Raw genomic sequence first — 22,139 nt, 5'->3', positions numbered from 1 at the left:
AAGTGCCCGTTTAATACGAGCACTTAAAGAGGTGATTATTCTGGTTTGGTGATGCTGCCGATTTCTAGAAGAGGCGCTACATCGATGTCTTCTGCGTTCATCATGGTGGAGATGCGCTGGACAGAAGAAAGCAGCAATGTTTGTTCCCACTCTTCCAATTTTTGGAATCGATTGATGAAGTGTTCTTGCAGCGGAGTTGGCGCCTGTCTCAGAGCTTCTTCGCCCTTCTCGGTAAGTACCGCATGTACCTTACGTTTATCTTCAACGCTACGACGACGCTCAACGAGTTGATTGCGTTCTAATCTGTCCAAAATCGTGGTCGCAGTTGCTTGACTCATATTGGTGTGGTTAGACAACTGCTTGATAGTCACGTTATCTAACTCATTGATAGCACGCATCAAAATCAATTGCGGAGCGGTCAATCCCGACTCTTTGCTCAGCTTTTTAGAATGTAAATCAATAGCGCGGATGATCTGACGAATCGAGACCAATACTTCTTCGTACTTTTCCAATTTTTTCATCCAGTCTGTAGGGAACATGTAACGACGCGACACTAACTCAAATGCGCTGTTATTTAAAGGGCTGCAGTCAAAATTTAGGTCGACATTTTTCAACTATTTATTTGTCTTTGGTGATTTCTTTTTATTCGCTCGTGCAACTGAAACAGAAAGACCTAAAATTATTATAGCAATAATTGTTTGTGGTCTAATTAATGGTGTGGAGATTTGCGCTTTTGTAATGCAAATTACCGACTGAAAAGTAAGTTATTGGATTTTTTAACAGCAAAAGATAGACAAAAACGCCTCAAATGATAGGATCTTCCGCTTTCACGGAATGTAAAACGTATCGTGTTCGAACGATTTTTTGTTTGGTGCGGAAAAAATAATACAAAAATAGAGAGGAACGATGACAAAGGGTATAGATAAGTACAGTATTGACAGTACCGACTATACGGTAGGTCAAGACAACGTTCAAAAGTGGGGCTTTGATGTTCATAACCCAGTTTTTGGTATTAGTGCAGGCTTTATTGCACTGTTTCTTGTCGCAGCATTAGTTCTAGATGCTCATACCGCGAAGACGGCATTGGATGGGCTTAAGTGGAAGATCATTGGTTCATTCGACTGGCTGTTTATTATCGCTGGTAACATTTTCGTTATTTTCTGCTTAGCGTTGATTGTGTCGCCGCTCGGGAAAATACGCTTAGGCGGTAAAGATGCCGTCGCTGATTATTCATTCATGTCTTGGCTCGCGATGTTGTTCGCAGCCGGTATGGGTATTGGTTTGATGTTCTGGAGTGTGGCAGAACCAGTGGCTTACTTCACTGGTTGGTACGAAACGCCACTTGGCGTAGAAGCAAACTCACCAGAAGCCGCACGTTTGGCGCTAGGCGCGACGATGTTCCATTGGGGTCTTCACCCTTGGGCAATTTACGGCGTTGTGGCACTTTCACTTGCATTTTTCACCTACAACAAAGGGTTGCCTCTATCAATGCGTTCGATCTTTTACCCATTATTGGGCGATCGCGCTTGGGGCTGGGCTGGCCATATCGTTGATATTCTTGCAGTACTTGCCACGCTATTTGGTCTAGCGACATCACTTGGTTTGGGCGCTCAGCAGGCAGCAAGTGGTATTCACCATGTATTTGGTGTTGAACCTGGTTTAGGTTTGCAAATTGTCGTTATCACTGTGGTTACTCTGCTCGCAGTGGTTTCTGTTGTTCGCGGTATCGACGGCGGCGTAAAAGTGATCAGTAACATCAACATGGTTGTAGCGTTTTTGCTGCTTATCCTTGTTGGTTTGATTGGCTGGGCGGCGAGTTTAGGCTCGATCCCAACAACGTTAATGGCGTACGTAGAAAACATCATTCCATTGAGTAACCCGTTTGGTCGTACCGACGAAGCTTGGTTCCAAGGCTGGACGGTATTCTACTGGGCTTGGTGGATCTCTTGGTCACCATTCGTTGGTATGTTCATCGCTCGCGTTTCACGCGGCCGTACAGTACGTGAGTTCATCACAGCGGTACTGATTGTTCCGACAGTAGTCACCGTGGTTTGGATGTCGGTATTTGGTGGTCTGGCGATTGATCAAGTCGTCAACAAAGTAGGCGAGTTAGGCGCAAACGGTCTGACCGACGTATCACTGGCGATGTTCCAAATGTTTGATGTGCTGCCATTTGGCAACATATTGTCGATCATTGCTGTGGTTCTGGTATTGGTATTCTTTATCACCTCTTCAGACTCTGGCTCGCTAGTTATCGACAGCATTACGGCGGGTGGTAAAGTCGATGCGCCTGTATTGCAACGTGTTTTCTGGGCATTTATGGAAGGTGCGATTGCGGTTGCATTGCTTTGGATTGGTGGCTCAGAAGCGGTACAAGCGTTACAAGCGGGCGCCATTTCTACAGCACTGCCATTTACCTTTATATTGCTAGCAATGTGTGTAAGTTTATTGATGGGGATGAAGACAGAGCGTCAATAATCCATTAATTTTATAAATTTGCTTAAATAACAAGTAATTAAGAAGCCAGCACCCTGCTGGCTTTTTTTGTGCGGTTTTTCTGACGCTAGACAAAAAAATGACACGTAAAAGTCCATATTTTACAAAGAGTTAATGCGCTATTTTGTTTTTTAAAAATTAGTGAATAGTCGTGAAAAAGTGTGTAATATTCACCCACCTTAACTGTTCTCCCAACTCAATTATAATTATGAAAATATCATTAAAACAAAAGCTAATAGGCGCAAGCCTTTCTGCTGTTGTTGTGATGGCAACAGCACTTACTTGGTTGTCGGCTGGTCAATTATTTGATCAGACTCGTTCAGGTGTCTATTCACGAGCACAAAGTCTAAGTACCACAGCGTCAGAAGGTATTTCGGACTGGGTTAATATCCGTAAGGATATTGCAAGCGCATTCAACGACTACTCGACAGAGCAAGACGTTGTTCCTTTCCTACAGCAAGCACGCAAAGCTGGTGGCTTTGACGACATCTTCTTGGGTACACCAAACGGAGATATGTACCGTTCTCACCCAGAGCGCAACCGTGCTGACTACGATCCGCGTACTCGTCCTTGGTATAAAGATGCCAATGCAGCAGGTAAGCAGATCATCACAGAAGCATACCAAGACGCTATCACTAACGCATTGCTAGTGACCATTGCTGAACCAGTAATGAAAAACGGCAAGTTTATCGGTGTAGTGGGTGCTGACGTACTTATTGATCAGCTGATCGATGACGTAATCAATCTTGATGCGGGTGAAAATGCGCACGCAATGTTGATTGATATGAACGAAGGTACGTTCCTTGCTCACCCAGATAAAAGCCTAACGCTTAAGCCTATCACCAGCTTTCTAAAAGACTTTTCAGAAGAGGCTATTGAGCGTGCGGCAGCAGAAGGCAAGATTGAAAGCACGATGCTGAAAGGTCAAGAGAAGCTTTACTACTTCAAGAAAGTACCTGGCACGCATTGGATGTTCGCGATTGAAATGGATCGCGCAACAGAAGAAGCAGGCCATGCAGTACTGCTTCGTGACCTGCTGATCACCGCTGTGATGATCACCATCGTTGTGATTCTTGCGGTATCTTGGTTGGTTGGCTTCTTGTTCCGTGACCTAGGCCGCGTGTCTGATGCATTGGAAGAAATTGCATCTGGTGAGGGCGACCTTACTCAACGCCTAGAACCTCGCAGTGACGATGAAGTGGGCAAACTGGCTGAGAACTTCAACCGCTTTGTGGGTAACATGCACACGATGGTTACCAAGCTAAGCCAAGTTTCTGCCTCACTTTCTGAGCAAGCACGTACAACGGCACAGCAAGCGGAAGAACGTAGCCAGCGTATTTCTTACCAGCAAGACGAAATCAACATGGTTGCGACTGCGGTTAATGAAATGGCAGCAGCAACGCAAGAGATTGCGGGTAACGCAGACAGCACAGCGCATAGCTCTGAAGAAGCGGTGCAAGCATGTGCTCACGGGTCTAGCCAAGTGAATCAAACGCAAGGCTCTATCCAGAATCTGGCGCAAGAAGTTCAAGTCGCGACAAATGTTATCCAAGAACTTGAAGCGCACGGTAATAGCATCAACACGATTCTATCGACGATTCAAGACATTGCAGAGCAAACTAACTTGTTGGCACTGAACGCGGCGATCGAAGCGGCGCGTGCAGGCGATCAAGGTCGTGGTTTTGCGGTTGTTGCTGACGAAGTTCGCGTATTGAGCCAACGTACTCACGCATCGACGAAAGAAATCCAAGAAACGATCGAAATGCTTCAAGGTACAACCAAGAAAGCGGTTGATATCATGGGAGATGGTCGTCGTTTGGCTGATACCAGTGTGGATGACGCGAATTCTGCAGCAGCGAGCCTGACGCAAATCCACAGTGCGGTAGAGCGCATCAGCGACATGGCAACGCAAATTGCGTCTGCGGCGGAAGAGCAAGCATCTGTAACAACAGAAATCACTCGTAACACAGAAGGCATCCGCGACGTATCGAACGAGCTTTCTGTAGAAGCTCACTCAGCAGCGCACCTATCTGAGCTGTCTCACGAGCTTGAGCAAGAGATCAAACGTTTTAAACTGTAATTCTCAGTTTGACTAAAAAACAAAAGGAGCCGATAGGCTCCTTTTTAATGCATGTTTTTCGGTGAATGATTGTTGGTAAATAGCTACAACAAAAAATCTATCTACAACCAAAAATCACTGATGGGTTGGTCATCATTGTAGTGATGCGCCATTTGCGCCTGAAGCAACTCGGCAGTAGCAATCGCATCAGTTAACGCGTGATGCGGAGAGTAGTCTGGTAACCCATAGCGGCGTCGAGACTGCGCCAAACGTAGAGACTCTGGTCTCTTTCCTTTCAGGCGATTCCAAATGCCGCCAGCGCTTCTCTTTTGGATGTTCTCTTCGATTTGTAGCGTGTCTAACACGGGAAATTCAATCCCTTCCCCTATGCGCGCTTTCAGCGCTTGATCCAAGAATTCTCTCTCGATTCGACGGTAATGCACAACGATGATTTTGCCGCTTAAGCAAGGCAGCAACTCACCCAAAATATCGCTCAGATCTGGCGCATCAATCAATTCGCTGTGAGTGATACCGTGGATGATAACGGAATCTTCATCCAACTTTTTCTGAGGCCTTACTTTCCAATGTCGAGCATCGCGCAGAAAAATACGTCTCAGATTGAAAGGTACTAAACCGATAGTAATAATGTCGTGTTTTTCGGGATTGAGCCCTGTCGTTTCGAAATCCAACGCGACAAATTCAACCTCTGAAATGGGGGTATTGGGCGCTGGTAATTCGCTGCCGTAAAAGGCGACAAGATTCTCATCATTGACGAGCTCCAACTTTTGCTGAAACTTGGTTGGCCATTGAATCGCAGGCTTTTGAAATAGCTTTTTGATCATGCCAAACCTCACTTAAAGCTCTTATTTGCTTGATAGCGGAACTTAAGGAAGTTCTGCCCATTGCTGAGAATTTGGAAGGCATCTTTCAAATTACGGCGTTCAAAATCGGAAAGATTTTCTGGCTCAATGTTGTTATCTGGCTCAATTCCGAGCTCAACATCGGTTGCTTGATGTCGAATTCGTACCATAGAGATGAATTCTAACGCGTCTTTTAAGTCCTGTGCTCGACCTTTTGGCAAGATGCCTGCATCAATAATGTCGTCGAGACGTTCAAACGAGTTTTGTGCACGAGAGCCAACCGCCAAGGCATGCACACGAATCAGATCAACCAGCGGCGCGGTGCCACGACGTTTTAGGTTGATCGAGTTTTTGTGCTGGCCGTCTTTTTCCATCACAAAATCTTTGAAGAAGCCTAATGGCGGTGTGCGGTTTAGCGCATTTCGAGCCAAACATGCTAAGAAGCGATTATTTTTACGCGCTCGACGCACAATGAAGCTAGTGAGCTGTTCGGCCCATTTTAAGCGGCCATACACGCCATCTAAATCGAAAAATATTGATGCATTCAGTAACGCTTTCGGGTTGGGATCGTCAATCCAGTCAGCGAAACATTCTTCCCATTCGGAGCGAGTCATTCGCCACATCGGGTTTGTGGCCATGATGTCACCGGTACAATATTTGTAACCACAAGCGTCAAGGCCGTCACTGACAAACTTAGCGAGATCTTCAAAGTACTTGCCATGTTTCTCTTCTTGATAGGATTCGTCCAGAATAATGGCGTTGTCTTGGTCGGTAACCAGCAACTGTTCGTCGCGTCCCATTGAACCTAATGCGAGGAAACAATAGGGAATCGGAGGCGCACCAAGTTCTTCTTCGGCCAACTCCAACAAACGCTGTTTGAAACTTCGGCCAATTACTGACATCGCGCTGCCAACCATGTGTGAATTGGCGTCTTCGTTAACCAGACGTACGAAGCTGCTTTTGACTTCTTCTGCGACTGTCGCTAAATCTTCGATGCTTTGCTGCTGAAAAATGCTGCTTACAAGAAGCAGTGAGTTTTGCGATTCATAACGAACAATATCGGTAGTTTCGATGATGCCTATCGGCAGTTGATTTTTGACCACCGGCAGATGATGCACATTGTAGCGTAACATCGTTAGCATGGCTTCGTAGATGTAAGCATTATGGTCGAGAGAAATCACTTCCGTCGTCATGACCGTTGAAACATCATCTTGAGGAGACAAGCCTTCTGCAAGCACTCGAGTACATAAATCTCGGTCAGTAATGATGCCTAAAACGGGCGATTGCGGATCATCTTCGTCACGGACAAAATCGGGGTCGACAATCAAGAGTGATGAAATGTTGTCCTGAGCCATTAACTGCGCTGCTTGTTGGATTGTTTGGCCGCGGTTTATGGTCGGGGCATCGCCAGTAAGTAGGGTCTTGACTTTAGAGGTGGTTAAGTCGTTTGCGTCTTTGTTTTCTGAAATGGTTTGGCGCAAGCGGGCGCTGTTTTCTACTTCAACAAAATCGGCGAAAGAGTCGAAGTTGTCGTAGATCTCTTGAAACACCTCGACCGGAATGCAGTAGAGTAGGGTGTCTTCAATAGCTTTTACCGGGAAACGAACTTTGTTGTTGGTAAGCAGCCCCATTTGACCGAATAAGTCGCCTTCATCGAGACGGTTATAAAGCTCACCTTTGCGGCGATAAACTTCCACCACGCCACTTCTTACCACGAAGAGATCTTGAATATGATCACCAAAGTGAATGATTGGGGTATCTTGTCGGTAGTAAGAGATTTCAACGCTTTCTGTCACTTTGGTCAGAGTTTCTTCTGGAAGTTCGTTGAAAGGGGGGTACTTGGCGAGAAAGTTATATATCTCGAGAAGTTCTGCATCCATTCGGGTGCCTTTTGTTTCGCAAATAATAAAGTAATCTTAACGCAGTTTTAAGACAGAATCTTATTGGATCACGCTTTTTCGTACTGAGTCATAAGATTCGGACATCTCCCGCGACAAGGTTTTGTTAATTCGGCTAATATGGAAATTGCCAATTGTAGTTAAGTTTTTAGGTGACTCTCATGAAAGGAAGTAAGATGGTGAGACAGTTATTGCTTGTACCTCTTGTAGTTTTGCCCGCAATCAGTATCGCTTCGGAAGCGGAACAAGCTGCAAAATTTGGGTATGAGCACATTTATTTGGATGTGGGGTCGGGTACGACCAATAAAGATTGGCTAGACAACTCGAATGCGACCACGCTGGGATTGGGTGGCAATTATCTCATCACCGATAATTGGTTGCTTAATGTTGATTACTCAGCGCAGTTTTTCCATCCTGACGATCTAACACTACGTGTGGATCGATTGTTGTTTGGTGGTGGTTATCGTTATGGGATTAACGACCAACTGGACGTTTATGGTACTTATGGGCTTGGTGCGCTGAAAGCGAAAGCGACGGATGAAAAAACGGATAGCACCATTTCCTCTGACACCGAGTTTCTTCAAGCGATGACCATTGGTGCAAACTATCTTTTGAATGAACAATGGATGGTGTCAGCACAGATTCAGGCCAACCGAAGTGATGTGGTTGACGAGAACAAGTACAGAATCGGCTTCAATTACCAATGGCATGATGTGATTGGCACGGGCTTGTATTACCAATACCGTGATACAGATTACAGTGGTGAAAGTTCGGATTACATCAACGAAGTCGGCTTAAGTTTGAAGTTCGTATTTTAATCCCATTTAGTAACATCAACCGTAATCAACAGATTTAAGAACAATAAAAAAGGTCAGCATACGCTGACCTTTTCGTTTATTTTTTCTGTTTTCGACAGATTATAGAACCGCTGCGATACCTTTACATAGCGGGCCCATGTTTGATTTTGTCATACCAGCTACGCTGATACGGCCAGAACCAACGATGTAAATTGCGAACTCATCTTTCAGACGGTTAACTTGCTCTTTAGATAGACCAGAGAACGAGAACATGCCGTTTTGACGTTCGATAAAGCTGAAATCTGCATCCACACCTTCTTCTTTTAGAGTTGCTACGAACAGCTCGCGCATCTCTTGAATACGGTCACGCATTTCTTGTACTTCCGCTTCCCATTCAGCACGTAGTTCTTCGTTGTTTAGAATATGAGTAACAACAGCACTACCGTGAGCTGGTGGGTTAGAGTAGATAGAGCGGATGATCGCTTTTACTTGAGAGAATGCTGTTGTTGCCACTTCTTCAGATTCAGCGACAAGCGTGAATGCGCCTACACGTTCATTGTATAGGCCGAAGTTTTTCGAGAACGAGCTCGCAACGAGAATTTCTTTGTTGTATTTCGCGAAAGTACGTAGGCCAGCTGCGTCTTCTTCTACACCCTTGGCAAAGCCTTGGTATGCAAAGTCGAACAGAGGAAGCAGTTTCTTCTCAGCAATCAGCTTCGCTAGTGTTTCCCATTCTTCAGCAGTTGGATCGATGCCGGTTGGGTTGTGGCAGCAGCCGTGTAGAAGAACGATGTCACCTTCAGATGCAGCTTGAAGATCGTTTAGCATTGCATCGAAGTCTTTGTCTTTAGTTTCTGCGTTGTAGTAAGTGTATTGAGCCGTTTCTAGACCTGCAGCGGTAAACACGCCGTTGTGGTTTGCCCAAGTTGGGTTGCTGATCCAGATTTTTACGTTACCAAGTTGGCGTTTGATGAATTCACCCGCCACGCGTAATGCACCTGTACCACCAGGCGCTTGAGCTGTTTTCGCGCGTTTTTCCGCTACGATTTCAGCGTCTGCACCGAAAAGTAGTTTTTGTACCGCCAGACCGTACTCAGTAGTCCCTTCGATGGTTAGGTATGATTTGGTTTTTTCCGTTTCAATCAGTGCTGCTTCGGCTTTCTTTACGGTAGCAAGAACAGGTGTTTCGCCTTGTTCGTTTTTGTAAATACCAACGCCAAGGTTAATCTTTTCAGCGCGAGGATCTTTTTTAAATTCTTCAGTAAGGCCAAGGATAGGGTCGGCCGGAGCGGCAACTACTTTTTCAAACATAATCTTCATCCATGTTAATCGAAGGGGTCTGCTCGTATTTATACCTTTCAGCAATATTCGTTACAACACTTACTGATAAGAAAACGTAAAAAAATTTCGATTTGAAACAGGATGCTAACATAACCGATGCTTTTGCTATGAAAACCTTGGTTAAATCCGGATGTAAAGGGGAGTTTTGTAGCAATTCGGTGCTAATTTATTCAATCGAACAATTCATGAATCTGATGGCTACTGAGGAGCGATTTTAGGCGGTTTAAAACGTGAATCCAGCGAGGTAAGCAGAGCCTGTTGTGGAGGAAAAAGTAGGGAAGGGTAAGAAACGCCCCAACGGTGAGGGGCGCTTGCATATTCAATTTACATCGAACATTGAGGTCTATTTCTTTAGCTCAATTTCTGACTCTACCGCATTGGTTTCGATGTCAGGATTTGAAGACAACTTATCTGTCGCCCAATCGTTCATGTGTTTTAGGATTGCTTTAAGCGCATGCTTTTGTGTTGGGGTGTCACCAGCTTGAACATCTAGTTTTTCTTTTGGGTGTGACCCTGTCGCATCTTCGGCAACGTGCAGCCAATCTGGATGCCAGTAGTAAGGCTGTCCTGATGGCACACTCCACGTATGTACGCCATTGGTCTCGCCTTTATATTTGATGTCATTCTCGTTGTATTTCGTCATTATAATCGTCTCTCATAGTCTATGAGTTGAGGTGTGCATCACCATTAGCCTCTAAATGTAACAGATGGCATGAAAATTAATGTGATAGCAATCTATTTATCCTGTCGATAGATTGCTCACGATGATGCACAGTTCTCATTCAGACATGTTTTGTTCCAAAAGGCTCTCAACCTTGCATAACAGAAGGTTCGCTTCTGGCTATTCACCATTAATGTGCTTAACAATCGCCTCTTTTGCGTGCTCTTCTGTCGGTGTTTCGCCTTCTGGAACGACTAGATCCGCTGTTTTGTGCACACCTAGCGCGTCTTCTGCAATATGTAACCAGTCAGGGTGCCAGTAGTAAGGCGTTGTGCTGGCTGGGTGATCCCAACTGTGTACGCCTTTATGAGCACCTCGGTATGAGAGGTCATCCATAGTAAATACTTTCATCATTTTCTCCCGAAATAAAAGTCATACCTTTGAAAGTATGGAACATAAATTCTCACTTCGTATCGCGAATTGATATCACTAAGATTGATTAATTACGTTTCGAGATTGATAGTCGCGTTATCAGAATACGGGCGCGAAGTATGCTAAGGTTCGCTCGGTCGTGATAAATGAGGGAAACATGAACCGATACCGCCAACTGGCTGAACTGTTCAAAACGCAGATTCAGCAAAACACATGGAGAGCAGGAGAAAAGCTGCCGTCAGTGCGTGTTACCAGCCGAAATCATTCCGTCAGCGCCGGAACGGTGTTACAAGCTTATCAGTTGCTCGAAGCGCAAGGCTGGGTCGCGGCAAAACCTCAGTCTGGCTACTTTGTTACCGCAGAGCTGGATCGTTTGGAACCGAGCCCTCCTGCGACCTCTGTTTATTGTTCTAACATCAATGATGAGCTTTACGACTACCTCAAAAATCAAGCGTCACCGGATGCGATGAAGTTCGGATCTGCCTTTCCAGATCCTGCGTTGTTTCCATTGGATGCGTTGAATCGCAATCTGGCCAGCTCTGGTAGGAAGATGGGGCCAGAGACGCTATTGGATAACTTACCGCCGGGCTCTGAATCACTGCGTCGTTTGATTGCTCAACGTTACATTCAACAAGGTATGGTGTTAACCCATGATGACATTGTCATTACTTCAGGGGCGTTAAGACATTCAACAAGGTATGGTGTTAACCCATGATGACATTGTCATTACTTCAGGGGCGTTAGAAGCGTTGAATTTGAGCCTTCAGGCCGTGACACAACCGGGAGATACTATCGTGGTTGAATCGCCAACATTTTACGGAGCGCTTCAAGCGATAGAACGTTTGGGCTTAAAGGCGATAGAAATCTCAGTAGACCCGCGCACCGGGCACTCATTGCAACAAATTGAAGCGGCTTTTACTGACCATGATGTTCGCGCGTGTTGGTTGATGACGAACTTTCACAACCCAACCGGAATGTCATTAAACGATGAGCAGAAGCAGCGCATCGTCGAGCTTGCTGATAAACACGATGTGTATTTGATTGAAGACGATGTGTATTCAGAGCTCTATTTTTCTAACAAGAAACCAAGTTCGCTGAGAACTTTTGATACACAAGATCGTGTGTTGCATTGCGGGTCATTTTCAAAAAGTCTTTGCCCGGGTTATCGGCTGGGGTGGGTGGTCAACAAGCGCTTTAATGAGCATCTGCAAAAACTGCAACTTATCTCGACTTTGTCAGGTAGTGCACCTATCCAACAAGGTATTGCGCATTATTTGCAAAATGACAGCTATGATAATCACCTTAGAAAACTTCGAAAGAATCTTGAGCAGCGACAATCCGCGTTCATTGAACTGCTCGATAAGTACTTTCCTAAATCGATTTATTACACAAAGCCAGAAGGCGGCTATTTTTTATGGGTTGAACTGCCGGAATCAAAATGCGGAAAAGCGATTTATCAGAAGTTATTGGAAGACAACATCACCGTTGCATTCGGTAAGTTGTTTTCTGTCGGCACAGATTATGAGAACTACCTAAGGCTTAATACATCGTTACCCTGCAACGATGAACTAGAAGAAGCCGTGAAGACGATCGGAGAATTACTTCACTAGCCAACTGTTTACCTATTTTTTGCTCAAACTGTATCAGTGAACGAATCCGAAGCTGTGTTTCAATTACTAGCAGACAACCATTTTAGGTTAGGAGCAATAATGAAAAAGCAGTTGGTAAAGCATGAACTTAGGCTAATGGGTGTTGCTATCTTTAGCGCATTTTTGTTGGTGTTTGCGCACCTGATATTGGCGAAGTCTTTTTCTCATATGGTTTGGACGGAATACACCGCTGCCGTGATTCCATTCGTCATGTTTGGTTTGTGTGTTGTTGGAGTGAAATACGCCGCGCGAGCAGATAAGGATGAAGACGAAAGCAACAGCTAAATTGCACACGCAGATTGCGAGAAAATTATTCGTACAAAATAAAAGACCTCCACTTGGGAGGTCTTTCTAATTCTGAGTCACTAAAAAGTGATTAGAAGTTCGCAGAGCGAGGTGTACGTGGGAATGGGATCACATCACGAACGTTGCCCATGCCTGTTACGTAAGAGACTAGACGCTCAAAGCCTAGACCAAAGCCAGCGTGTGGCACTGTGCCGTAACGACGTAGGTCACGGTACCAGCTCATGTGTTCAGGGTCGATGCCCATTTCACGCATACGTGCATCTAGAACGTCTAGACGCTCTTCACGCTGAGAACCACCGATGATTTCACCGATGCCAGGTGCGAGAACGTCCATCGCGGCTACAGTCTTGCCATCGTCGTTCATACGCATGTAGAACGCTTTGATGTCTTTCGGGTAGTTCTTCACGATTACTGGCGCTTTAAAGTGCTCTTCAGCTAGGAAACGCTCGTGCTCAGAAGACATATCGATACCCCATTCAACTGGGAATTCGAACTCGCGACCAGAATCCAGAAGGATTTGGATCGCGTCAGTGTAGTCAACTTGTGCAAAGTCAGAAGAAACGAATTGCTCTAGACGAGCGATCGCTTGCTTGTCGATACGCTGAGCGAAGAACTCAAGGTCATCGCGACGCTCTTCAAGTACTGCTTTGAACACGTACTTAAGCATGTCTTCAGCCAGTTTCGCTACATCGTCTAGTTCTGCGAACGCAACTTCAGGCTCAACCATCCAGAATTCTGCTAGGTGGCGGCTTGTGTTTGAGTTTTCAGCACGGAAAGTAGGACCGAAAGTGTAAACCTTGCTTAGTGCACAAGCGTAAGCTTCCGCGTTTAGCTGACCAGATACGGTTAGGAACGTTTCTTTACCGAAGAAGTCTTCGTTGTAGTCCACTTTGCCTGCGTCTGTGCGAGGTAGGTTTTCCATGTCTAGCGTAGAAACGCGGAACATTTCACCAGCACCTTCTGCATCAGAAGCCGTGATTAGTGGCGCAGATACCCAAAAGTAGCCTTGCTCGTGGTAGAAACGGTGAATTGCTTGAGATAGACAGTTACGTACACGTGCTACCGCACCGATTACGTTAGTGCGCGGACGTAGGTGCGCAACTTCACGTAGGTACTCAATAGAGTGACGAGTTTTTGCCATTGGGTAAGTTTCAGCATCTTCAACCCAACCTACAACTTTAACGTCAGTTGCAGCCAGTTCGAAGTCCTGACCTTGCGCAGGAGACTCAACAATCTTACCAGTTACTTCAACAGAGCAGCCAGTCGTTAGCTTAAGCACTTCATTGTCGTAATTATTAAGATTATTAGGGACCACGGCCTGAATCGGGTCGAAACAAGAGCCGTCATATATGGCAAGGAAAGAGATTCCAGCTTTGGAATCACGACGTGAACGGATCCAGCCGCGAACAGTTACTTCACTGTCTACTGCTAGCTTACCGCTTAGTACGTCTGATACAGGCGCGTAAGTCATGTTTTAAATATTCTCCATTGAGGTAAAAATTCAACTCAACGCTTATCAAAGTGCTTGTCTCAAAACATTTTTGTTTAAAAAACAAGCGAAGCATTGAGTTGGATAGAATTTTACAGATTCAATGGGACATATTACCCGTCAATTCGTCAGCTTCAACCTTTATATTCAATTTGGACGCGAGAAATTTCCTATTTATTCGCCCTTTGTTGCTCAGAAAGGGTGAATTGGTTAAGTAATTGCTCTAAACGGTCAGAAAGTTCTTCCAAATCGACACTGATATCCCGTGTATGAGAGGCAGATTGAGACGTGTCGTTCGCGTGCAAAGTAATCACGTCGATTTTCGATTGAATGTGCTTGCTGACATCCGAGGTGGTTTGAGTTTGCAGTTGGATGTTTTCTGCGTGTTTCAGCACTTGATGCATCTCGTCTACGACATTGTGCATGGTTTCAGACAGCGCTTCGACATCCAGTGAACGTTGATGAGCAAATTGACAAACATGATCGACTGACGACAGAGACTCTTCGCTGCCTTGCTGAAATTGGGAAATGATGCTTTCAATGTTGCTGGTGGCTTCGGCGGTACGTGAGGCCAGATTTCTCACTTCATCGGCAACGACTGCAAAGCCACGACCTTGCTCTCCGGCGCGCGCTGCTTCGATTGCTGCGTTTAGAGCGAGTAGGTTAGTTTGTTCGGCGATGCCTTTAATTACACCTAGAATTGAGGAAACTTCTTCGGTTCTCTGATTTAGAGAAGTAATCTTCTCACGCACTTGTTCAATGTCGCTGACTAAGCTCTTGATGTCTTCGCTGACATTGTGCGCTTGGCTGGCGCTGTTTGTGGCTACGTCAACGGTGTGGTTTACCAACGTCGTTGCGTTGATTGTTGCTTCTTCAACCACGACTTGCTGCTGCAACATATCAATAATGTTGTTTTGCACTTCATTGGTTTCTAATTGCTGATTGTTTGCTGCCTCATCAGTGGATTGAGCAACGTCGGTGAGACGACCTGCAGACCCTGCTAACGAGTGTGAGGTGTCTTGCACGCGCTCAAGACTTTCCGAAACGGTATCCATAAAGGAATTAATAGACTGGGAAAGTTGGCCAACTTCGTCATTTTGTTTATGGACAAGTCTCTGGGAGAGATTTTTGCTGGCACTAACGTTCGACATAAAGTGCGAGGTTTTTTGAATTGGTCGCACGATGATCTTACGAATCAATCCCATGGTGATGAGAAAACCAACCAACGCAATGGCAGACATGATGCCCATCGCGTACATCGCTTGTTTATTGATCATCGAACTCACGTGGTTCATGTTGTATTCCAAGCGAATCGCGCCCAATACTTCACCTTCTGGCGCGACATGGCAAGAAACACAATTGGTGCCGCGATAGTTTTGGCTCGATTTCATTGGCAGTGCCACAACAATGCCTTTGCCCCAGTCTGCAGTAATTGGTTCTATCACTAGCTCGCCCGCTAGTGCACGCTGATCAATCTCATCAATAGGTTGCTGATTGGATTGCCCTGCACCGTACAGTTTTGTAACGGCATCGGCACGTAGCACTCGAACTTGCTCAATACCTTCTTGAGCGAGTGCTTTTTGTCGCAGCGTTTCCTTTTGAGACATGGTGCCAGTGAGCATCATCATGTTCAGACTATCGAAGTAGTTGCTGGCTTTGTCGTGCAGTTGTTCACTAAGAACATCATTTATCAGCGTTTTTTGTTGATAGTGTTGGTACGCCGTCGACGCGGCGAGAACACAGCTAAAAACGACAATTAACGCAAGCAGGAGCTTAAAGGTAATAGTTGAGCGCATATTCTTATAAGTGTAATTGGAACGAACTGCACAATATTAGTCTTCTCGCATAGGTTGCGCGATGAGCGAAATGAATGATTGTGACCCTACACATGTTGGGGATATGTAATTGTGATGTGAGTGCTGTGTAATCAAATGTTTGGCGCATGACAAAAATGCGACGCTTTGGTGTGCGTGATGGCAAAGAGGTCAGGAATAAGCAGCAGTTTTTGCTACGCTTGTATGGGGTAACGCTTGTCTCTTGGCAGCGAATTCCTTAGTATTGCCTGTCTTTTTTAAAGCCTGAGAATCAAGATGAAAACAGAATTGTACAAAGAGTTTATGTTCGAAGCGGCACACCATTTGCCACACGTACCAGAAGGTCACAAGTGTGGTCGTTTGCACGGACACTCTTTCCTTGTTCGTCTTTATGTAGAAGGTGAAGTTGATCCACATACAGGTTGGGTTGTGGATTTTGCAGAGATAAAATCTGCATTTAAACCAATTTACAATCGCTTAGACCACTACTACCTAAACGACATCGAAGGTCTAGAAAACCCGACCAGCGAAGTGTTAGCAAAATGGATTTGGCAACAACTAAAACCAAACCTACCGTTACTAAGCAAAGTAGAGATCAAAGAAACTTGTACAGCAGGTTGTATCTACAAGGGTGAATAACCTTCGTAGTAATCCCATGTTCAATAACAAAGGCAAGCCTATCGCTTGCCTTTGTTTTATCTAGCGTTTGGTTATTGAGCGTTTAACCAAGCGGGTGACGCATCAACCATTCTTTTTCTTGCTCGCCATAAATGGCTTTTTCTGTATTCGTAAAGCCACAAGCCGAGAAAAAGTCGAGTGCACCTTGATGGCTATTTGGTACTGTCACGCAAAGCGAGGTGCTCTCTGGGTCGATGGTATATGCGTACACAAACAGTTTTTTCAGCGCCTCTGCACCAATACCTTGGCGTTGAAAGCGGCGATCAATCATCAAATAATTAAGGCCCAACTCATGCCGCATTGCAAAAGGAGCATGCTGAGCAAACCCTTTATCGATGATCAGATAGCCGACGGTTAGGTAGTCCGAATAAATAGTAAAAAATACTTCTGACTTGTTTCGCTTTTGGTAAGCCTGTTCAAACGGCTTGGCAAATCCTATTTGCTCTTCCTGCACGTCCAATTGCATCAAACTCGAAAAATCTTTCAGTTTGGTTGGTTTAATAGCAATCATGGTTTCAATCACGAGTGGGTGGTGGATGGTCTCACCACCTAACAAAAATGTACGAACGTCTTTAACTTTCATCCAGTTATAGACGCTAGTGATACCCAAATCACTTCGCACACTTTGCGCGAATACATTATGAAGTCATTTGGGTATCAGCTAGTTTAAGTAACTCGCGGCATTAAGAAAAGCTAGAAATGCAGAGGATAGAAGTAACCTTGATGAATGTAGGCTCCTAACGTTGTGAGTAAGTGAGCACTATCTGCGGTTTCGACGCCTTCGACGATGACTGTGCAGCGGTAAGTGTTTCCCATCGCAATCAACTGACGCAGCATTTCCACTTTCTTATCGTCCGACTTCAAACCAATCACAAACTCCCGATCTATTTTCAAATAATCTGGATTGATTTTGCTGATAAGCGACACGTTGTTGTTGCCGGTACCAAAGTCATCAATGCTGATTTTGCAGTTCAGTAATTTTAGTTTCGCGACGTTGTCGTAGATCTCGGAGGTGTAGTACATGGACGCGTTCTCCGTGATTTCGATGGTCAGTAAGCGGCAGTCTCTGCTCGCGAGTTCTTGATAAAGAGTCGAGAAGTTTCTACCTCGTAGAAGAGAAGGGCACACATTGATGCTGATGGGCACCAACAAAGTCGGCTGTTTGGCGTAAATTGCTCGGATCACCAAGATCGTGTGGATCAAAAGCAGTCCATTGCTGATGAGTGTTTCGATGAATCTTTGGGTATTCTTCACTTTGAATCGAGAAAGGGCTTCGTAGTGAATATTCTGCTGCGTTGAGGTGTTGTAGATCGGTTCGAGCTTGATATGAAATTCTCGAATAGCAAACAGATACGTGATGAACGCTTGTAGCGACCGATGCCTTAGTATCACCAGAAAGAACAGGCTCAACAAAATGATGCTCTTAAAAGGTCCTGAGATGTAATACACCTCTTTATAGCCTGTATCTTTAATTTGATAGTGAAAGTAGCGCCCGTTGGTGTTACCAATTTCGAACGACGTACCTGTGTTGGTGTAAAGCTTCATCCCTGAAAGGAAAAAGCGCGAGATGTGGCTCTCAACGTTATTCTGTAAGTTGATGTTTTTCACACGAACTAAAATGGTGGCGTTGTTGATGTCGAAGGATTGAGTCGTGTAATTGCTGTTATCGCTCCACTCGTTGAACGCTTTTTGGCTGACGGGAACCACCGCCTCTGGCGTGACCAAGCAGCGGATATTAAAGCGATCCAACATCATGCTGGATTCAACGAGCTTTACGTTATCAAACAACCCTTTTAGTTGGTCTTCATCAGCATAGCAACTCACCTGAGACAGGCTGTCGGCAATGTCCAATGCGCTATCTAAATAGTTGTGTTTCACAATGCTGTTGATGGCGTAATAGCAGACCGAGAAAAAGATAGCTGTAGTAACCAGCAGCACCCAAGCGATGTCGGTGTATATCCTTTTATTCCGCAAGCAAATACGAAGGGCTTTTCTGACGCTGTTTTTCGTGTGTTGGTTGATTCTCTTTTGTTGATAGATGCCGCTTTGGTGAGTATGTAGCATGGTAAAAGGGATGAAATATCCCGTCCTGTGAATGTTTTCTATGATGTTTCTCGTGGGAGAAACGTGATCTTCCGTGAGCTTGCGAAACTTCTTTCTCAAAGCTGCCACCGCGTTTTTAAATCCATTTTCTGGCAAAGCCATCTTGTAGTGTTGAGTGATTTTTCTCTCAATAACGCGCTGACTGATCGGCGCATTTAAGCTGCCGTAAGTAGCAATAGTTGAAAGAATGGCATACTCATTTGAACTAACAGGGATGGCGTGGTGGAGTGTGTTGTTGATCTCTAAAGAAATGTCGTTTTCGGACAAGCAAACGCAGATTTGGTTTCCAAGTTCAAACCTAATCATGTGTTGATAAGCTCCAATTTAAATTTTGGCTACGTTATCAATAATGAGAAGTGAAGGGTGTGATTTTGTACGGGGATATCCTAAACATTTGGATATAGTAACAGTTTTAGTTTTTTTTATGAGCTACAGCGAGAGTAGGCCCTGACTGGTTTTTAGCCGGAACAAACAAAAATATCGGCAGGAATAAGGCAATGACGGGTGATGCTTCAAATGCGTCTGCATGCGCATACCTTATCGTATTTTGGATAAAAAAAGCCCGAGTATTCACTCGGGCTTATCGATATCTTTTTTATAACGAGACGATTAGCAAATCACTTTGATTGCTAGACCGCCTTGAGAAGTTTCGCGGTATTTCGCGTTCATGTCCTTACCAGTCTCTAGCATTGTTTCGATAACTTTATCTAGAGATACAGTAGGAGCAGAAGAACGACGCAGAGCCATACGAGTTGAGTTGATCGCTTTTACAGCTGCGATACCGTTACGCTCGATACATGGAACTTGAACCTGACCTGCAACTGGGTCACAAGTTAGACCTAGGTTGTGCTCCATCGCGATTTCTGCAGCCATACATACTTGCTCTGGGCTACCACCCATAAGCTCCGCAAGGCCAGCCGCCGCCATAGAACATGCCACGCCAACTTCACCCTGACAGCCAACCTCTGCACCAGAGATTGACGCGTTGCGCTTGTAAAGACCACCGATTGCGCCAGAAGCGGCAAAGTAACGGATGTAATCTTTTTCAGTTACAGTTTGGATGAACTTGTCGTAGTAAGCCAATACTGCTGGGATGATGCCACAAGCGCCGTTAGTCGGTGCGGTAACAACACGGCCACCGGCTGCGTTCTCTTCGTTTACTGCGAAAGCGAACATGTTTACCCAGTCAACAACAGACATTGGGTCGTTCGTTGTTTTCTCAGAAGTAAGCAGTTGCTGACGAAGTGCTGCAGCACGACGAGGTACACGTAGTGGACCAGGCAGAATGCCTTCTTCGTTCATACCGCGATCCATACATTCGCGCATCGTGCGCCAGATGTTCGCGAAGTAAGTACGAGTTTCTTCGTCTGAGTGAAGTGCTTGTTCGTTCTTCATCACTAGCGCGCTGATAGAAAGACCGCTTTCTTTACACTGGTTAACCAGCTCTTCAGCTGTTGTGAACTCGTAAGGAACCTTGATTGGGTTCTCAGCTTCTTTACCGAAGTTCTCTTCATCAACGATGAAGCCACCACCGATAGAGTAGTAAGTCTTTGAGTACGCTTTTTCGTCATCAATCCAAGCGTGGATTTGCATGCCGTTTTCGTGTAGCTCAAGGTTCGTTTTGTGGAAGTTCATTCCACCTTCACGTGGGAACGATACTGTATGACAGTGCATGCCAACAGGAAGGCGCTCAGTTTCTTCTACGCGAGCGATGAAGCCCGGAATAGAATCGATATCAACTTTCTCAGGGGAGTTGCCCGCAAGACCCATGATGATAGCAATATCTGTGTGGTGACCTTTCCCTGTCAGTGATAGTGATCCATAAACGTCAACGGTGATTTTAGTGATGTCGCGCAGTTTTCCCATTGCACGAAGATCATCAATAAACTCTTTACCCGCTTTCATTGGGCCTACAGTGTGTGAGCTTGAAGGACCAACACCGATTTTATAGATATCAAAAACACTAATCATATCGATTACCTCAGAAGAAAGCCTCCCAAGGGGAGTTGGGAGGCTTAATTTTATCGTTATATTTTTGGATTAATCATTCTGTTAAAAAACAGGGATGATTAAAGAGCGCCGTAGATTACAGAAGTAATTGCTGCAAGACCACAGATTGCTGTGAAAATTTGCACAGGTGCTGAAGTTTTGTACTTCGCCATTGCTGGAACTTTTTGCATCGCGAATACAGGCATCAAGAATAGGATTGCCGCAATCATTGGCGCGCCCATTGTTTCGATCATGCCTAGGATGCTTGGGTTAACGATAGCCACAATCCAAGTAGTGATAACGATGAACAGTAGAGAACCTTTTTCGATCTTGCTTACTGGAGATTGTGAGCGAGATTTGATTAGACCTACTAGACCTTCGTGTGCACCTAGGAAGTGACCGAAGTAGCTAGAAGTGATCGCCGCGAATGCAACCAATGGACCCATGTAAGAGATCAGTGGAGATTCGTGGATGTTCGCTAGGTAAGAAAGTACAGAGATGTTTTGTTCTTTCGCAGATGCTAGTTGCTCTGGAGATAGAGAAAGTACTACAGAGAATACGAAGAACATAACAAAGCCCATTAGCATCATCGCTGCACCGCCAGTGATCATGTCTGTTTTCTTGTAAGCTTCGTCGCCGTATTGCATGCGTTGCTCTTTAGAGAACTGAGAAATGATTGGGCTGTGGTTGAATGAGAATACGATGATAGGAATTGCTAACCAAACGATAGTTGGCATTGCAGCCCAGTCTGGAGCCACTTCAATCATAGACGTGTTCCACTCAGGGATTAGGTAGAAAGACAACGCCAATAGGATGAACACTAGAGGGTAAACCATTGCTGAAGTTGCTTTCAGCATCAGTTCTTTACCGAATACTACGCCTGCTGTCATTGCTGCGATAAGCGCACCAGAAAGTAGCCAGCGAGGAATCGATTCCATGCCCATTTGGTTAACTAGGAAAGAGTCAACCGTGTTTGTGATACCAACACCGTAGATAAGTACGATTGGGTAAATAGCGAAGAAGTATGCGAACGTAATAAGGTTTGCGCCAGTTTTACCGAAGTGTTCTTCTACTGTGTCAGTGATGTCTGCTTCTGGGTTCTTAGCTGAAAGAACGAAGCGAGCTAGAGATTTGTGTGCGAACCAAGTCATTGGTGCCGCGATTAGAGCTAGGATTACTAATGGCCAAAAACCACCCGCACCAGCTTTAATAGGAAGGAAAAGTACACCTGCACCTACTGCTGTGCCGAACAGAGACAGACACCAGGTGAAGTCTTTGTAAGTAAACTTACTAGACGATTGTGCGGTAGAAACCGCAGAAGTAGTTGTATTCATTTTTGAGTTACTCATTTTGGGAACAGGAAATAAGTCGCGAGCAATTTTGCAAGATTTTACACTAGGAAAATTAGATCTAAATCATGTATTGCTCGTGCTTATTGAATGATATGTCAAAAACCTGCTTTTTATCACGAAAATGATGTGCTACTCGTGATTATTGCTAATGAGTAAAATTAGAAAAACTTATCAATAGGGCGATTTGTATAAATTTATTTCACCGCAAGCGTTTG

The 22,139-nt window shown here is 45.0% G+C and carries 17 protein-coding genes and 1 pseudogene; 6 read left to right on the top strand and 12 right to left on the bottom strand.

The window, feature by feature from the left end; genetic code table 11:
• Positions 1–35: 35 nt before the first annotated feature.
• Positions 36–512 carry a MarR family transcriptional regulator CosR gene (cosR, locus tag OU793_RS15550; protein WP_005494763.1) on the bottom strand — a complete coding sequence of 159 codons (477 nt, stop codon included), beginning with the start codon at positions 510–512 and terminating at the stop codon, positions 36–38.
• A 394-nt stretch (positions 513–906) separates the two neighbouring features.
• On the opposite strand from cosR, the gene OU793_RS15545 reads away from it, so the two are divergent.
• A complete protein-coding gene (locus tag OU793_RS15545; protein ID WP_005458059.1) occupies positions 907–2,478 on the top strand; it encodes a BCCT family transporter in 1,572 nt (523 codons plus the stop codon).
• A 226-nt stretch (positions 2,479–2,704) separates the two neighbouring features.
• The gene (locus tag OU793_RS15540; protein WP_159404067.1) at positions 2,705–4,576 is read left to right on the top strand and encodes a methyl-accepting chemotaxis protein; all 1,872 of its coding nucleotides are present in this window, start codon (positions 2,705–2,707) and stop codon (positions 4,574–4,576) included.
• 101 nt (positions 4,577–4,677) lie between these two features.
• On the opposite strand, the gene OU793_RS15535 is transcribed toward OU793_RS15540, so the two are convergent.
• Both OU793_RS15535 and OU793_RS15530 read right to left on the bottom strand, forming a co-directional pair.
• Complete coding sequence (locus OU793_RS15535; RefSeq protein WP_021822203.1) at positions 4,678–5,397, bottom strand: 3'-5' exonuclease; 720 nt, start codon at positions 5,395–5,397, stop codon at positions 4,678–4,680.
• 8 nt (positions 5,398–5,405) lie between these two features.
• Positions 5,406–7,295 carry a putative nucleotidyltransferase substrate binding domain-containing protein gene (locus OU793_RS15530; RefSeq protein ID WP_017448443.1) on the bottom strand — a complete coding sequence of 630 codons (1,890 nt, stop codon included), beginning with the start codon at positions 7,293–7,295 and terminating at the stop codon, positions 5,406–5,408.
• A 194-nt stretch (positions 7,296–7,489) separates the two neighbouring features.
• Here OU793_RS15530 and OU793_RS15525 point away from each other — a divergent pair, with 194 nt between their 5' ends.
• A complete protein-coding gene (locus OU793_RS15525) occupies positions 7,490–8,131 on the top strand; it encodes an outer membrane beta-barrel protein (RefSeq protein WP_053812651.1) in 642 nt (213 codons plus the stop codon).
• Between the two features lie 99 nt (positions 8,132–8,230).
• On the opposite strand, the gene OU793_RS15520 is transcribed toward OU793_RS15525, so the two are convergent.
• The 3 genes from OU793_RS15520 to OU793_RS15510 all read right to left on the bottom strand — a co-directional run bounded on the left by OU793_RS15520 (position 8,231) and on the right by OU793_RS15510 (position 10,523).
• Positions 8,231–9,421, bottom strand: coding sequence for an amino acid aminotransferase (locus OU793_RS15520; RefSeq protein WP_140103646.1), 1,191 nt, complete (start codon positions 9,419–9,421; stop codon positions 8,231–8,233).
• Positions 9,422–9,794: 373 nt separating this feature from the next.
• A complete protein-coding gene (locus OU793_RS15515) occupies positions 9,795–10,094 on the bottom strand; it encodes a hypothetical protein (RefSeq protein WP_005458048.1) in 300 nt (99 codons plus the stop codon).
• Positions 10,095–10,292: 198 nt separating this feature from the next.
• The gene (locus tag OU793_RS15510) at positions 10,293–10,523 is read right to left on the bottom strand and encodes a hypothetical protein (RefSeq protein ID WP_005483298.1); all 231 of its coding nucleotides are present in this window, start codon (positions 10,521–10,523) and stop codon (positions 10,293–10,295) included.
• Positions 10,524–10,701: 178 nt separating this feature from the next.
• On the opposite strand from OU793_RS15510, the pseudogene OU793_RS15505 reads away from it, so the two are divergent.
• Positions 10,702–12,154: pseudogene (locus tag OU793_RS15505) on the top strand (PLP-dependent aminotransferase family protein).
• A 99-nt stretch (positions 12,155–12,253) separates the two neighbouring features.
• Positions 12,254–12,478: a hypothetical protein gene (locus OU793_RS15500; protein WP_005485465.1), complete on the top strand. Its 225-nt coding sequence runs from the start codon at positions 12,254–12,256 to the stop codon at positions 12,476–12,478.
• Between the two features lie 91 nt (positions 12,479–12,569).
• Here the strand turns inward: OU793_RS15500 and asnS are convergent, their stop codons facing one another.
• A complete protein-coding gene (gene asnS, locus OU793_RS15495) occupies positions 12,570–13,970 on the bottom strand; it encodes an asparagine--tRNA ligase (RefSeq protein WP_140103648.1) in 1,401 nt (466 codons plus the stop codon).
• A 188-nt stretch (positions 13,971–14,158) separates the two neighbouring features.
• Positions 14,159–15,784: a methyl-accepting chemotaxis protein gene (locus OU793_RS15490; protein ID WP_140103649.1), complete on the bottom strand. Its 1,626-nt coding sequence runs from the start codon at positions 15,782–15,784 to the stop codon at positions 14,159–14,161.
• 294 nt (positions 15,785–16,078) lie between these two features.
• Here OU793_RS15490 and queD point away from each other — a divergent pair, with 294 nt between their 5' ends.
• Entirely contained in the window at positions 16,079–16,441 is a 363-nt protein-coding gene (gene queD / locus OU793_RS15485) for a 6-carboxytetrahydropterin synthase QueD (RefSeq protein ID WP_140103650.1), read from the top strand.
• Between the two features lie 82 nt (positions 16,442–16,523).
• Here queD and OU793_RS15480 read toward each other — a convergent pair whose 3' ends face one another.
• The 4 genes from OU793_RS15480 to OU793_RS15465 all read right to left on the bottom strand — a co-directional run bounded on the left by OU793_RS15480 (position 16,524) and on the right by OU793_RS15465 (position 21,906).
• Positions 16,524–16,991, bottom strand: coding sequence for an N-acetyltransferase (locus tag OU793_RS15480; protein ID WP_021448879.1), 468 nt, complete (start codon positions 16,989–16,991; stop codon positions 16,524–16,526).
• Between the two features lie 182 nt (positions 16,992–17,173).
• Entirely contained in the window at positions 17,174–18,889 is a 1,716-nt protein-coding gene (locus tag OU793_RS15475; RefSeq protein ID WP_025570664.1) for an EAL domain-containing protein, read from the bottom strand.
• 303 nt (positions 18,890–19,192) lie between these two features.
• Positions 19,193–20,554 (bottom strand): L-serine ammonia-lyase, encoded by a 1,362-nt coding sequence (locus OU793_RS15470; RefSeq protein ID WP_021823429.1) that lies wholly within the window; start codon positions 20,552–20,554, stop codon positions 19,193–19,195.
• 98 nt (positions 20,555–20,652) lie between these two features.
• Positions 20,653–21,906 (bottom strand): serine transporter, encoded by a 1,254-nt coding sequence (locus OU793_RS15465; protein ID WP_005458812.1) that lies wholly within the window; start codon positions 21,904–21,906, stop codon positions 20,653–20,655.
• Between the last annotated feature and the right edge of the window lie 233 nt (positions 21,907–22,139).

Origin of the sequence: Vibrio sp. VP6, assembly GCF_028823755.1 — a bacterium.
Taxonomy (GTDB): domain Bacteria; phylum Pseudomonadota; class Gammaproteobacteria; order Enterobacterales; family Vibrionaceae; genus Vibrio; species Vibrio parahaemolyticus.
The sequence above is the reverse complement of the archived record's forward strand: the minus strand, read 5'-3'. Positions and strand labels throughout refer to the sequence as shown.